Source organism: Protofrankia sp. Cas4 (assembly GCF_963555915.1).
Taxonomy (GTDB): Bacteria; Actinomycetota; Actinomycetes; order Frankiales; family Frankiaceae; genus Protofrankia.
In genome coordinates this window covers 1-12,839 of sequence record NZ_CAUVXL010000015.1, presented here as the reverse complement: position 1 = coordinate 12,839, position 12,839 = coordinate 1, and the positions used below count along the sequence as shown (strand labels likewise).

Annotated in this window: 15 protein-coding genes and 1 pseudogene; 9 read left to right on the top strand and 7 right to left on the bottom strand. The window is 65.6% G+C overall.

Annotation, left to right across the window (positions count from 1 at the left end; translation table 11 throughout):
* Both U9979_RS01755 and U9979_RS01750 read right to left on the bottom strand, forming a co-directional pair.
* The coding region (locus U9979_RS01755) for a hypothetical protein (RefSeq protein WP_322777992.1) at positions 1-528 on the bottom strand (528 nt) is incomplete at its 3' end.
* Complete coding sequence (locus U9979_RS01750; protein ID WP_322749740.1) at positions 525-890, bottom strand: hypothetical protein; 366 nt, start codon at positions 888-890, stop codon at positions 525-527. The genes U9979_RS01755 and U9979_RS01750, both read right to left, overlap by 4 nt.
* A gap of 582 nt (positions 891-1,472) precedes the next feature.
* Between U9979_RS01750 and U9979_RS01745 the strand changes: the two genes are divergently transcribed.
* The 4 genes from U9979_RS01745 (at position 1,473) to U9979_RS25010 (ending at position 4,762) form a co-directional block, all read left to right on the top strand.
* The gene (locus tag U9979_RS01745) at positions 1,473-2,765 is read left to right on the top strand and encodes a lipase family protein (protein ID WP_322777991.1); all 1,293 of its coding nucleotides are present in this window, start codon (positions 1,473-1,475) and stop codon (positions 2,763-2,765) included.
* 151 nt (positions 2,766-2,916) lie between these two features.
* Complete coding sequence (locus U9979_RS01740; protein ID WP_416219203.1) at positions 2,917-4,266, top strand: DUF2867 domain-containing protein; 1,350 nt, start codon at positions 2,917-2,919, stop codon at positions 4,264-4,266.
* Between the two features lie 69 nt (positions 4,267-4,335).
* Positions 4,336-4,554: a type II toxin-antitoxin system HicB family antitoxin gene (locus tag U9979_RS01735; protein WP_322749737.1), complete on the top strand. Its 219-nt coding sequence runs from the start codon at positions 4,336-4,338 to the stop codon at positions 4,552-4,554.
* A complete protein-coding gene (locus U9979_RS25010; protein WP_322749736.1) occupies positions 4,547-4,762 on the top strand; it encodes a type II toxin-antitoxin system HicA family toxin in 216 nt (71 codons plus the stop codon). Before U9979_RS01735 ends, U9979_RS25010 begins: the two co-directional genes overlap by 8 nt.
* Before the next feature lie 210 nt (positions 4,763-4,972).
* On the opposite strand, the gene U9979_RS01730 is transcribed toward U9979_RS25010, so the two are convergent.
* The 5 genes and pseudogenes from U9979_RS01730 to U9979_RS01710 form a co-directional block, all read right to left on the bottom strand.
* Positions 4,973-5,980 carry an alpha/beta hydrolase gene (locus U9979_RS01730; protein WP_322777989.1) on the bottom strand — a complete coding sequence of 336 codons (1,008 nt, stop codon included), beginning with the start codon at positions 5,978-5,980 and terminating at the stop codon, positions 4,973-4,975.
* An 82-nt stretch (positions 5,981-6,062) separates the two neighbouring features.
* A pseudogene (locus tag U9979_RS01725) lies at positions 6,063-6,434 on the bottom strand (VOC family protein); the annotation flags it as partial.
* Between the two features lie 276 nt (positions 6,435-6,710).
* Positions 6,711-6,929: a hypothetical protein gene (locus tag U9979_RS01720; protein ID WP_322752175.1), complete on the bottom strand. Its 219-nt coding sequence runs from the start codon at positions 6,927-6,929 to the stop codon at positions 6,711-6,713.
* A gap of 113 nt (positions 6,930-7,042) precedes the next feature.
* Positions 7,043-7,564 carry an NUDIX hydrolase gene (locus U9979_RS01715; RefSeq protein WP_322777988.1) on the bottom strand — a complete coding sequence of 174 codons (522 nt, stop codon included), beginning with the start codon at positions 7,562-7,564 and terminating at the stop codon, positions 7,043-7,045.
* Positions 7,561-9,066 carry a hypothetical protein gene (locus U9979_RS01710; protein ID WP_322777987.1) on the bottom strand — a complete coding sequence of 502 codons (1,506 nt, stop codon included), beginning with the start codon at positions 9,064-9,066 and terminating at the stop codon, positions 7,561-7,563. The genes U9979_RS01715 and U9979_RS01710 overlap by 4 nt, the downstream gene beginning before the upstream one ends.
* Before the next feature lie 153 nt (positions 9,067-9,219).
* On the opposite strand from U9979_RS01710, the gene U9979_RS01705 reads away from it, so the two are divergent.
* The 5 genes from U9979_RS01705 to U9979_RS01685 all read left to right on the top strand — a co-directional run bounded on the left by U9979_RS01705 (position 9,220) and on the right by U9979_RS01685 (position 12,788).
* Entirely contained in the window at positions 9,220-9,414 is a 195-nt protein-coding gene (locus U9979_RS01705; protein ID WP_322777986.1) for a hypothetical protein, read from the top strand.
* Positions 9,415-9,509: 95 nt separating this feature from the next.
* Entirely contained in the window at positions 9,510-9,908 is a 399-nt protein-coding gene (locus tag U9979_RS01700) for a recombinase family protein (protein ID WP_322777985.1), read from the top strand.
* Entirely contained in the window at positions 9,850-10,488 is a 639-nt protein-coding gene (locus U9979_RS01695; RefSeq protein WP_322777984.1) for a hypothetical protein, read from the top strand. The genes U9979_RS01700 and U9979_RS01695 overlap by 59 nt, the downstream gene beginning before the upstream one ends.
* 37 nt (positions 10,489-10,525) lie before the next feature.
* On the top strand, positions 10,526-11,335 hold the full coding sequence (locus tag U9979_RS01690) for a hypothetical protein (protein WP_322777983.1): 810 nt from the start codon (positions 10,526-10,528) through the stop codon (positions 11,333-11,335).
* Positions 11,319-12,788 carry a B12-binding domain-containing radical SAM protein gene (locus U9979_RS01685; RefSeq protein WP_322777982.1) on the top strand — a complete coding sequence of 490 codons (1,470 nt, stop codon included), beginning with the start codon at positions 11,319-11,321 and terminating at the stop codon, positions 12,786-12,788. Before U9979_RS01690 ends, U9979_RS01685 begins: the two co-directional genes overlap by 17 nt.
* Positions 12,789-12,839 lie beyond the last annotated feature (51 nt).

The window sequence follows — 12,839 nt, the reverse complement described above, 5'->3', positions numbered from 1 at the left end:
AACAACATTGAGTACACCGCGACCGGCCGGCACGGGAATGAGCGTCTGCATGATGACGCCGTCGATCGGCACCCCGTCCGGCTCCGACCGCTCAACCCCACGCGTACGCACAGCCCGGCCAGCTGGCATCTCGACGACCGTCACGGTACGCCACGGAGAGCTCCGATCCGTCGGTGCCACCGCGATGATCTGACCCGCGATCGCCTCGGCCGTGTTGTCCGCGCCGGTCGCCATGCCGTCGGTGTGGAACACCATCACACTGGCCACCAGACCGTCGGAACCGTCCACCAGTTCGGCTGTGGCCGCGCAATACACAGCCCCCTGCCGCTCCGCGCGTTCAGCGACCTCCCGCAGCAGCTTGAGCAGCGCCGCACGATGTGGCCGCAGTTGCGGGAACTGCGCGATCCGCTCGTCGACCAGACGCGCGAGGTCACCGGTACGGCTGGCGCGCCACACGTCGAACTCAAACCAGGAGCGGGGCACCCGAAGGGTGAACCAGGTCGGGGCACCGGTGCCGGTGCCGCTCACACCGCACCGCCCGCCGCCACCGGCGACGCGGTCACGCCGGCGTCAGGAGACGCAGCGACCAAAACCGTGGGTGCCGCCGGCGGCAACACTCCGGCGAGGCCGGAATCCGCCGCGGATACCCCGTCTGCCAGGCCACGCAGCAGGCCGGACGCCCGCTCCAGCAACTTGTCCAGCGACTCACGCCGGTCAGACGACTGGCTGACGAAATGATGCAGGGCCGTCTCCACCTCACCCGACCCCGTCTGACCATGCAGACCGTCGAAAGCGGCACCGAGCGAGGAGAGCGCAGCGCGAATGTCTGCCAGCTCACCGGACACCTGCCGGGCGACCTCGGGATCGCATCCGAAGACACTCGCCGTCACTTCGTTGCCCCTTCCATGGGCACGCACACCGTTACCACCCCAGACGCCTGAAGGCTAACCAGCACGCTACCAAGAAGCAATATCGGGAAACCATCCGTGGCCGACGATCGCGCGATCATGCTTTTTAGAGCGCCCGACAATAGTGACGTGGATCAAGGAGCGGGGCTGGGGTGCGTGCATCGCGAAGCGATGGATGGGGAGCGATGTGGCGAGGTGCGTGCTCGGGCCCCGCGTACCCGCGATCCTCGAACCACACCGCCGAGTCATGGGTCGACGCGGTCCCGGCCGGGTCAATCATGAGCGGGCGACCCCACCCACCGGCATCGTCGCGCTCCGCGAACACACTCATGTGTGGATGAACAGCTACGGAAAGTTGCCTCTCAGCATGCGGAAGCAGACTGCATTTCCTATCCTTATCAGGGAACGCAGGCCTACCGACATCGATCGCTATTGACTGGTGACCGCAGAGCGGGACGAAGGTGGGTTTTAGACGTGATCAAGACAGCTGAAAGCACTCCGCCGCACAGGCCGTCCACCCGCGCCTGCCGCCCGAAGACGTCGGGCCGACGGGGATTTCTCCGGATGGCGTTCCTACAGCGGCAGCGCAGATCCGCGGTCGTGTTGCTGCTGGTTGCGTTCCTCACCGGTGGGCTTGTCACGCCCGCGGCGGGCTCCAGCGGCTCCGGGGGTACAACAGGCGACGGAGACGTCGTCGGTACTCCCACATCCCTGCGAAACGTGCCCCCGGTAATATCCAGTGTGGCTACGGGCACATTGCTCGCCTACCACATGCCGGGCATCCAGGGAAAACAGATCAATGCGACGGCCATGCTTTTTGTTCCCACCGGGTCACCACCGCCACACGGCTGGCCCCTTGTCGTCTGGGGTCACGGAACCGTCGGACGGGCACCGGAGTGTGCGCCGAGCGTTCAGCTCCAGGAACACAACACATGGGTTGACGGGCCGAACGACACCCTACTGGCAGCCGTCTTGAAGATGGGCGTTGCCGTCGTCGCTCCGGACTACGAAGGACTGGGTCCCGTGGCCGACGGCGTCAGGGCCGGCCACGGCTATTATCACCTTTCCAGCGCGGGGAATTCGATGATCTTCGCTGCTGTCGCCGCGCAACGAGATCTTGGTAGCAAACTGTCCGGGCAATGGGTGTCGGCCGGGTGGTCGGAAGGGGGTTTCGCATCGCTTGCCGCCGCTTATTATTCCAACGTGGCCAAGAAAGCTGATCCCGACCTGGAGTATCGCGGCGCCATCGCCATCGCCCCGGTTCCGGATATTCGCGCCATGAACAGGGTCCTGTGGCGTGATATTGTCGATGCCTCTCAATTTGGATATGAGCCGACGGGCCGTCAGATCGACCAGCTGGTCTTTGCCAACGCGGAAACCATTTACTTCACGAAGACCCAACGTTATGCAGGCTACCACGTCGACCCGGCCCAGATCTACGGTCCCAATATGTTGAGGTTCTACCAGCAGAACTGGCAGACATGCCTGGCGGACCTGAACGCCCTCGTCCGGCATGATATCCAGAACTACCTGAACGCCGCTCCCTCCCATCGCCTGGACTCTTATCCAGGGATCCACGGCGAGACAGCCAACTCGCTTCCAGAGAACACCCGGTTTTTCGACCAGAACCAGGGGCGGCTCGAGAACTCAACGCTGCCGGGCCCGATCCTCTGGCTGTACGGCACCGATGACATCACCAGCCCGAGCTCTGTCACCTACAACACCGTCAACAAGATGGTGGCCAACGGCAACGACATCAACCTGGCCGTCCTTGAGGGGGCGGGCCACTACGATGTATCCACCGTCGGCCTACCGCTCATTCAGGCACGCCTGAGGCAGCTCTTCATGCTGAGGTGACGTCTGAGGTGCCCACTGAGGTGACGCCAACCCGTCCCCGTTCGTATCCGGGCTCCTGGGATGAAGGGATCGGCGGGCGGCGGCCGCCGCCGCCCGCGCCGACCCACCGCTGGGCGACATCCGCCGGCCCTGGCGGGGGAAGCATCAGGGTGTGCGATGCGCGGTGTTGGGAGCGACCGGCTACATCGGCGGCCGGCTGGTACCGGAGCTGGTGGGCCGGGGGCATGCCGTACGGGCGGTGGCCCGCAGTCCGGGCACGCTGGCCGACGTGCCCTGGCGCGACCAGGTCGACATGGTGGCCGCGGACGTCACCGACGCCGACGGCGTCGCCACGGCCCTCGCCGGACAGGACGTCGTCTACTATCTGGTGCACTCCCTGCACCAGCGCGACTTCGTCACGCTGGACCGCGCCGCCGCCCACACCGTGGCCACCTGTGCCCGCACGGCCGGGGTGCGACGGATCGTCTATCTGGGCGGCATCAGCCCCACCGGCCAGCGTCTGTCCCCGCATCTGGCCTCCCGGGCGGAGGTCGGACGGATCCTGCTCGACTCGGGTGTGCCCACGGTCGTCCTGCAGGCAGCGATCATCATCGGCTCCGGATCGGCCAGTTTCGAGATGTTGCGCTACCTCAGCGAACGACTCCCGGTGATGGTCACCCCGCGATGGGTGCACAACCACGTACAGCCGATCGCGATACGCGACGTGCTGCACTACCTCGCCCACGCCGCCGAGCTCCGCCCCGGCACGGTGAACCGGGGTTTCGACATCGGCGGTCCCGACGTCCTCACCTACCTGGACATGATGCACCGCTACGCCGAGATCGCAGGCCTGCCGCGGCGCCTGGTGCTCCCGGTACCGCTGCTCACCCCGTGGCTGTCCGCGCAGTGGGTCAACCTGGTCACCCCGGTGCCGCGCAGCATCGCCGTCCCGCTCATCGAGTCCGTCATCCACGAGGTGGTCTGCCGCGACCGCGACATCACCGACGAGATCCCGGACCCGCCCGACGGGCTGACGGGCTACGAGCGGGCCGTCGACCTGGCACTGGCCAGGACTCGCGAGGCCGCGGTGCCCACCCGCTGGTCGGGCACCTCGACGCCGCGCGCACCCTCGGACCCACTACCCACCGACCCGAGCTGGTCGGGCGGGACGGTGTACGAGGACGTCCGTGAACGCGGCACCCGGGCCGATACGGGGGCGCTGTGGCAGGCCATCGAGGCTGTCGCCGGTACGCACGGCCGGTGGCGCGTGGAACACATCCAACGGCCCCACCTGCTGCGACTGCGCGCAGAGATGCCGGTGCCCGGCCGTGCCTGGCTCGAGATGTCCGCCACCCCCACCCCCGGCGGCTCGCTCTACCGGCAACGGGCGGTCTTCGAACCGCACGGACTGGCCGGCCACCTTTACTGGAAGGCTGTCGCGCCCTTCCAGAACCTTGTCTTCGGTGGGATGGCCCGCACCATCACAGGTGCGGCGGAACACCAACACCATCGCGTCAATTGATAAACACCTTCCGTTCTGCTAAAATTGCGCTTGGTAATCGAGAACAAGACGTTGGGAGCACATCGAACGATGGCAGAGCGACAGCTCACAGTAGTCGTCTACCACGAGGACGACGGCTTTGTCGCGCAGTGTCTTGAAGTCAACGTGGCAAGCGATGGCGACACCGAGGATGACGCCCTCGCCAACGTCCAGGAGGCCCTGGAACTGTTCTTCGAGGACGGCGACGCCATCGAGACACATCCCGTCTACCAGGCGAAGGTGGCGAAGCTGACGCTGCAAAGTGCCTAACACGCCATCCTCTGAGGAAATCTGCAAAATCCTCGAAAAGCACGGCTTCCGCCTTGCTGGACAGAAGGGCTCTCACCGGAAATACCGGCACGACGGGCCGCCCGGCCGGACCGTGATTGTCCCCATGGGACGCAAGAACATGCGCATCGGAACCTTCCGGTCCATCGTCGGCCAGTCCGGCTTGAGCATCACCGACTTCCTGCCGTAGCACGCCGCGGCACTCGACCCAGGCCTGCGCCGACGAAGACCGCCGCCGCGTCGCCGTCGGCGACATCACCGTCATCGCGGAGACCTGGTACCCACCCGGCCACCCCTACGCACCCGACCGGGCCTGATGGCCGCTTACGCCGTCTGATCTATACGGCGCCCGCGGCCGGTTCAGCCGGCAAGCAGCCGGTTCAGCCTGCCCGCGGCCGGTTCAGCCGACAAGCAGCCGGCGCAGCCACAGCAGCTTCGCCGCCTTCGCGGCCTGCGAGACCGCGGCGTGCGGCGCCAGCATGTCGAACCCGTGGAAACCGCCAGGCCATACATGCAGCTCGGCGACACCACCGGCCTGCCAGATACGCGTCGCGTAGGCGACGTCCTCGTCCCGGAAGGTCTCCGCCGAACCGACGTCGACGAACGCCGGCGGCAGCCCCGAAAGGTCATCGGCCCGCGCCGGCGCCGCGTACGGGGAGACGTCGGGGCCGCCGCGATCGGCGCCCAGCAGCGCCGACCAGCCCGTCGCGTTGGCGGTGTGATCCCACACGCCCCGCCCCGCCATCTGCCGGGCGGAGGGCGTGTCGTTACGGTCATCGAGCATCGGGCACAGCAACATCTGCCCGGCCAGAGTCGGGCCGCCACGGTCCCGAGTGAGCAGCGCCAACGCCGCGGCCAGCCCACCGCCCGCGCTGCTACCCGCGATCACGATCCGAGCCGGGTCGACGCCCAGCTCGGCGGCGTGAGCGGCCGTCCACAGCAGCCCGGCGTAACAGTCCTCCACCGGCGCCGGATGGGGATGCTCGGGAGCAAGACGGTACTCCACGGAGATCACGACCAGGCCCAGCTCCTGCGCCCAGTCCAGCGTCTCCGGGACACCCAGCCGATTGTTGCCGATGATCATTCCACCACCGTGCATGTAGTACAACGCCGCGTACGGCGCGCTGGCCGCCGCGGGTCGGCACACCAGCAGCGACACGTCAGGCGCTCCGGGCGGACCGGGCACCGCCACGTCCTGGACGTCGAACGCGCCACCACGCGCCAGCTCCTCGTCCGCCATGACCATCCCGCCCATGGCCTCGCGAAACCCCGGAATCATCTCCGGCGTCACCGACGACGGCAGGTAAGCCCCGAGGGCCTCCAGCGCCGCCACCAGCTCGGCGTCGAACGGAGGCGGCGAGCCGACGGGCATACCCTGCGATGTGGATGGCGGTGCCCCGATGGTCATGGATTCTCCCGATCGCCACGAACGCTGCTGTACGACAACGAGAAGCATCCTCTCCACGGACGATCCAGGTGAAAAGGCGCCGACCGCCGGGTATCGACCGCCAGCCGGCGGCCTGGGCAGCCCGCAGCGCAGCGTCGAAATCCGTGGCCCACCAGGCCAGCTGATGGAAGCCCTCGTGCCCGGACGCGAGGAACTCGGTGTAGATGCTGGGCGTGTCGCCTTCCTGGTGGATCAGTTCGATCTGCAGATCGCCGGTGTTGGCGAAGGCGACCGACAACGTCACCTCGCAGGGCTGGCCGCGATAGAGCCCGCTCTGCGGCCGTCCGCGCAGGACGTACCAGGGGCCGACACCCATGCTGAGCCAGGCGGCCACCGCCTGGTCGAGGTCACGGACGACATAGCCGAGCTGGCGCACGACTCCCGGCAGTGCGGCTGACTCATAGGACGGGTGCATCGACCGCTCCTCTGGTGTGATGCGGGTCCGGGCCGGATCCGCGGGCCGGTGGTGACGAGTCCCTCGGCACCGCCCGCACCATCTCAGCGTCGCCGGTAACCGAGGGCGGGCGGAATCAGCCTGGATATACAAATGATATCTGGTCGCTGAGATCACGAATCCGAAACTGGCCGAGCATCGGCACGTTCGAGAGGAAAGCCCATGACGTCCCGACCGCCGCTGGCCGAACAGCTGGACCTGGCCCCACACCCCGAAGGCGGGGGCGGCCTCAACCGGTCAGCTGTTCGCTCTACCGTCCTGGCGCTTTAACTGGTGAACCTCAGTAGCGTCGTGACGACGATAGGTGAACTCAACACCCTGCGCCAAGTCACCGAAATCCTCGACGGTGACGGACTCCGCTTTTCCGGCAAGCACGAATAGGAGGTGCCGTACCGTCCAGGCCCCTTCGTAGCGATTGCCGAACTTGTCGGCCTCACCACCAGACCTTGGACTCACGATACCTCCTCACCCATCCCCAGCCGGAATAGACTGCGAGTCAGCATATATGAATTCTCTCCAACTTTATTCTTATTTTGAACCAGTTTGGGCGTATGTCAATGTGGCCTTGCCTAACGTGCGTACCCATCCTGTAGATACTGCACGCGCCCCGTCTTCAGTGCGTCGAGCGCCACCGCCAACCGTCGCCACACGTACGGCCGCAACCGTTGCTGCGCCTGCTCGGGCGTGCAGAACTCGAACGCCGACAGCTCTTCGTCACGCAGCTTGAGCCCAGCGATCTGCTCGTCGCTCAGCTCGCCGCCGCCGAAGACGAAGGCGAGCAGGTCATCCCACGGCCCATGTGGCGATACCCAATCGACCACGAGCAATCCGCCCACATGCACGTCCAGGCCGAGTTCTTCCTTCAGCTCACGGCGCACGGCCTCGTGCGGCGGCTCGTTGGCCTCGGCCATGCCGCCCGGCGTGTCCCAGTTGGGCTTGTACTGCGGATCAACGAGCAGAATCCGGCCCGCGTGGTCGCGCAGGATCACGTCAGCGCTGACTCGCTTGCGTGGTTGCTTCGCGTTGCCCTCTGCCAAGTACGCCTGCCAAGCTTCCGGGTCACGCTCATACAGCGGAGCGTCAGCGTTCACCATCTCTCCCCGAGCGCCGTTCCATCGCCACGTCCGTCCTGTGTGAGCCACTGGTAGAGCCACACCCGCTCCCTGAGCGCCTCATCGAGGCAGCTCAAGAACTCGGCCACCACCCGAGTACCCCGGTGCGGCTCCAGCAGGCGCTTGAGATCAAGAAGCTGCTGGATGACGAGATAGGAGCCGAGCTGCTGGGTCGCGTCCAGCACCTCCTGAGCCACGGCACAGGCTTCGTCGGGCCTGCCTTGGGCAATGAGCACAGTTACAAGGATGAGCTGCCCGAATGCCCGGCTGCGTGTGCGGTCCCCCGGCCGCAGCTCGATGACACGCTCCGCTTGCCGTTCCGCCTGAGTCAGGTCTCCGAGTTGGCGTAGGCACCGGGCGGCCTCGTTCGCTAGTGAGCCTTCATCGAAGTGGCTCACCCATGGCGACCGTTCCTCGACCGGCTGCGCTTCAAGCACCCGCTCCGCCTCGGTGAGGAGCTGCGTGCAGTCGTCGAATCGTCGCAGCACTGCAAAGCCACGAGCCTGCATCGCAAGGAGACGAGCTTCGAGTTCAGGCAACCGCGGACCACGGGCCAGCACTTCACGTCCTCGTCGCGCGTACTGGATGGCGTCGGCCGACTTGCCCTGGTGGTGGGCTAGATGGCTCATGCTGGCCAGGATGTGTATGCCGAGCTGCCGGTCGTTCCCGAGCTTGACGAGATCAAGAGAGCGCGCAAAGTGCTGCCCGGCGGCTTGGTCCCGCCCGGCGTCGTGAGCCATCCACCCAGCCATCTCGGTCAACGCGGCTGCGGCCGTGAAAGCCAACCTTCCATCGCTGCCGTGATCGACTCCGAACATGCGTGGCGCGACCTCAGCTTGCAGGTACTTGACGACCGTGGCGTAGAGATGACCGCCGCCGACCTGGCGATCCGCCGCCCGGAATGACTGTATCGCGGAGGCGTAACCATTGCTGCTGCCAAGCGGCAGTCTGAATGACGGAGCCTGAAGCAATACGGGCCGCGGCGGGGCTTGCTGCGGTATAGTCGCCATCTCTCCCTCGGTCATACGGACGTTGCCATTTGCAGGCAGCTCACCGGGCAATTTGAACCACAGTAGATGCTCGGGAATGCGAAGCGTCCGTGCCCAATGCGTCAGGCTGTCGAGATGGCGGACGGGTGCGCCGTTCTCGATACGACTGATTTGCGCTTGCGTCAGGCCGAGCCAACCGGCGACAACACCCTGCGGAATGCCGTCTTTGCCGTATACGGCGATGTGCTGCGGGTGTTTGCGATACGCCCGCGAGACGTGGCCGATGTGCTGCGCAGTGAAAGCATCCCGAAACTGATCGGTATCCCAGAAATCATCAGGCAAGTCCGGCGGCTGAATGATGAAGTCTCGGGCCTTGGTCTGGCACGGGGCGCACTGGCTGCTCTTGTTGTCGCGGGCAAGGCGCGTTCCGCAGCGGCAGTAACGTGCCGGGCGGTTCGCGTCCATGATCGTCCTGATCTCCGGGTGCGGCATCCTGACCAGCAATTCTAGAGCCTGGTCCACCCTACGCGGCGAACGACATACACGGCATGTATGGCGTGTATACCCCCGCGATCATGCCCGGTACGGCCCAGCCAGGCCACTCTCTGGTTACCCGGACACGTCCCCAACCAGGGAGAACGATCCATGACCCGCCAAACATCGGCTCCGGCCGCACCGATCGTCGCTGACTACTTCCCGCCGGAGCTGCGGCAGCTGTGCCGGACCGCAGTACGGGTACTGCACGAGCACATCGAGGTGGGCGGCCTATGCGTGGTCTGCGGCGTGAGCTGGCCCTGCGAGTCCACCCGGCTCGCGGATCACAACCTGACGCTGCTGTGAGTGTCCGTCCGAAGTCGACCGGACCGGCAATGCTGCTCCCCGAAGCCGTCGCCGGTCTGGCTCTCCAAGTGCCTCCTGGAGGGGCGCCGCTAACCATGCGACCACTTGTCTACGGCTACATCCGCCTCAGCCCGGCCGACCCGCAAGACATCGGTGACTGCCTGATGCGCGATCTCGCGGCTTACGCTGATCGAGAGGGGCTAACCCTGGCTGGCGTCTTCACCGACCGCGACGAAGGAGGCAACGACCAGCTTGGCCGTTCAGGCTTCGTCGTCATGGTCGAGTCGCTGCGCCGCCCTGGCGTATCTGGTGTCCTCATTCCCTCGCTCACGCATTTCTCGCGCTTTCCAGGCGTGCATCAGGCAATGCGCGCGCTGATCGAGCTGGAAACCGGCGCGCGGGTCTTCGTCATGAACCAGCCATCGGAGGAACGCCATGACGCTCCTGGCCGAACGACCAACGCGGCAGGCAATGACCCATACCCGACCTCCTGAGTTTCGCCTGCGTAGTGAGATGCAGTTTGCGGCGCTGCCAACCGCCGTCGTGTGTGCGCAACTCTTTGTCACATACGCCCTTGATGCCTGGCGGCTTGATGCGCTAGTCCCAGCGGCACACGACATTGCAACCAAGTTGGTCATGCGAGCCGTGAGGACAACGGGCATCACTGACCCACACCCACGCCGGGTGGAGCTGGATGATCTGAAACTCATCGTCGTGCGGCTCCTCGTGATCGAGCAGCGGCTCATTATTGAGGTGGCGGACAGTGACCCGACGTTCGACCTGAGCGCCGAGGGCGGCGGCTTGGACGCCGTGCCGCGCTTGTGTCGGCGCTGGAATTACTACGCGGCGAAAACAGGCGGCAAGGTCGTCTGGGGCGAGTTGCTGCTGAGCACATCCGCACCCGCACTCGACCAGATGCAAGAGCTTGCCCTGTCGCCGCTCCCCAAGCGAGTGCCGAATCGAGAGCCGGTCGATCCGATAGAAGTCATGGACGACCCCGGCATGTTGCGCCGGGTCTGTGATGGCCTGCGCGCAATAGATGACGACTCGCCCGGAGGTGACGACATGAGATAATCCCGTCAACCAAGCACGTCAATAGTTCGGAGGATTCGTGGCCAACGCATTCGATTTCGTGATGACCGAGCACGCCGCATGGTTGCCTACTGATGACGGCTGGCAGCGGGTGTTCGTCTCGCCGGACGGTGGCCGCTGGCTGGCCACGGTGCAGGGCGGCACGTTCAAGCTCGACGCGCTAAGGAACGAGATGACTACGCCCGCCCACGATGTCTTCACGTTGTCGAATAACGTAGCCGACAAGGCCCCCGAGTTGGCGACCGCCCTTCGCGGCCTCGGCTCCGTTCTCCGCTTCCGCAACGCTGACCTCTGGGACGCCATCAGCATGGCGATTATCCGGCAGGTCATCCGCGCCGGGCAGTCAAAGAAGCTGTACCGGGCGTTCTGTGAAGCGTATGGCGAACGTATCACACTGCCGAACGGCGGCACGTACGCACTCTTTCCGACACCCGAGACTGTGCTTAGTCTAAGTAGTGAGCAGTTTAGCTCTATCGGTATGGCTTTTAAGCGTCGTCCATTGATGGCAGCGGCCGAGGCGTACCGAGAGCAGGGCGCGAAGTGGCGGGAGCTTGCCCCCGATACGCTGATCGCCGAACTCCAGACCGTGCCGCGCATTGGCCCGTGGACCGCCCACGCCGCCGTGGCCGACTGGAGTAATGACTGGTCGCTCTACCCCTACGCCGATCTCGCGGTACGGACCTGGGCCAAGCGAGCTGCACCCTCCCACGACTGGCCGAACGACGAGCCGACCTTCGGCCAGACCTGGCGTGCGCTCGCTGGCGAACATCTCTGCTCGCTCACGCTCTTGACGCTCGCTTGGGGTTCTCAACATGGAGATATCGGCTGACCGTGCCGTGGCTGGCGCGGACCTTGCTCGCCCGCTCGACGCCCTTTTCATCAACGCACCGCTGCGCGACTACAGCCTCCGCCCGCGCATCAACGACTTCACCTTGCCCGTGCTCGGCATGGGCTACATCGCCACCTACGCCAAGGCTCACGGCTTCAACGTCGGCGTTATCGACGCGGAAGCCCTGGGGCTAGGCCTTGACCAGACCGCACAACTCGTCAACCATCTGTCGCCGCGCTGGGCGGGCTTCAACTTGCTCGCGCCGACGTACGAGATCAGCGCCTGTATCGCGTCGGGACTTGATCCGTCGATCAACGTCATGGTCGGCGGGCATCAGGCCAAGGCCATGCCGACCGAGACCTTGACCGATCCGCGGTTTGCACGCTGCGAGGCCCTGGTACTCGGCGAGGGCGAGACGCGCGTGGTCGAACTACTCAAGGACAAGCGCTACCGCTCCACGCTGCCCGGCGTGATGTGGCTCGACCCTGTGATGAAGATGCCGGTCACGGGCGGCGGCCCGGGAAGGGGACACCACCTCGCGCCCGACATCGACAGTCTGCCTTTCGTAGACCGCACGTTTCTCACGGACGACCCGTACCGCGCCGGCGACGGGCGGCTGGAGGCCAACATGGTCGGCGCTCGTGGTTGCCCGTACGACTGCTCGTTCTGCGGCGCGGCCGTCAGCGCCAACCCGGAGATCACTATTCGGACGCGCACCCCCGAGAACATCATCGAGGAGATGCGCGAGCTGGACCAGCGCTACGGCGTGACCGCCTTCCGGTTCGTTGACGACCTGTTCCTCGGCTATGAGCGCTTCATCCGTACGTGCATGGCTGCCTTCACTCAAGCGGGCATCGGACGGCGCTACGTCTGGGACGCCACAGGCCGCATCAACATTCTGCACCGGATGAGCGACGACATGGTGGAGCTGCTGAAGCTCAACGGCTGCCGCGAAGTGGCACTCGGCATCGAGTCCGGGAGCGGGCGCCTGCTGAGGTACATGGGCAAGCGGATCACGCCGGACATGACGCGCTCCGTGGTGCGTCGGCTGACGGAGCGAGGCATCTCGGTTAAGGGGTACTTCATCCTCGGCTTCCCGACCGAGACCCGCGAGGAGCTGAGCGAAACGGTGCGCCTGGTCTACGACCTGTGGGACATCACGGCGCACCAGCCTGGACGCTTCCGGGCAAGCGTCTTCGAGTTCCGGCCTTACCCCGGCACGCCGGAGTGGCAGCGGCTCATCGCAAGCGGGAAGTACAGCCAACAGCAGCTCCTCGACTACACGGCCGTGGACCTCACGGCGGGCGGCGTGGATGAGGCCATGCGCGGCCGGGATGAGTTCAACTTCTCGGTCAACATCCAGTTCGGGGAGGCAACCGTGGACGAGGTGCGAGCCCGGCTTACTGAGCTGTCGCGCGAACAGTTCCAGCGTTCGACGGCGGTGGCCGCATGAATCCGAGACCTGGGCTCTTCGTCGTTGTCGAAGGTCCAAGCGGCGTCGGCA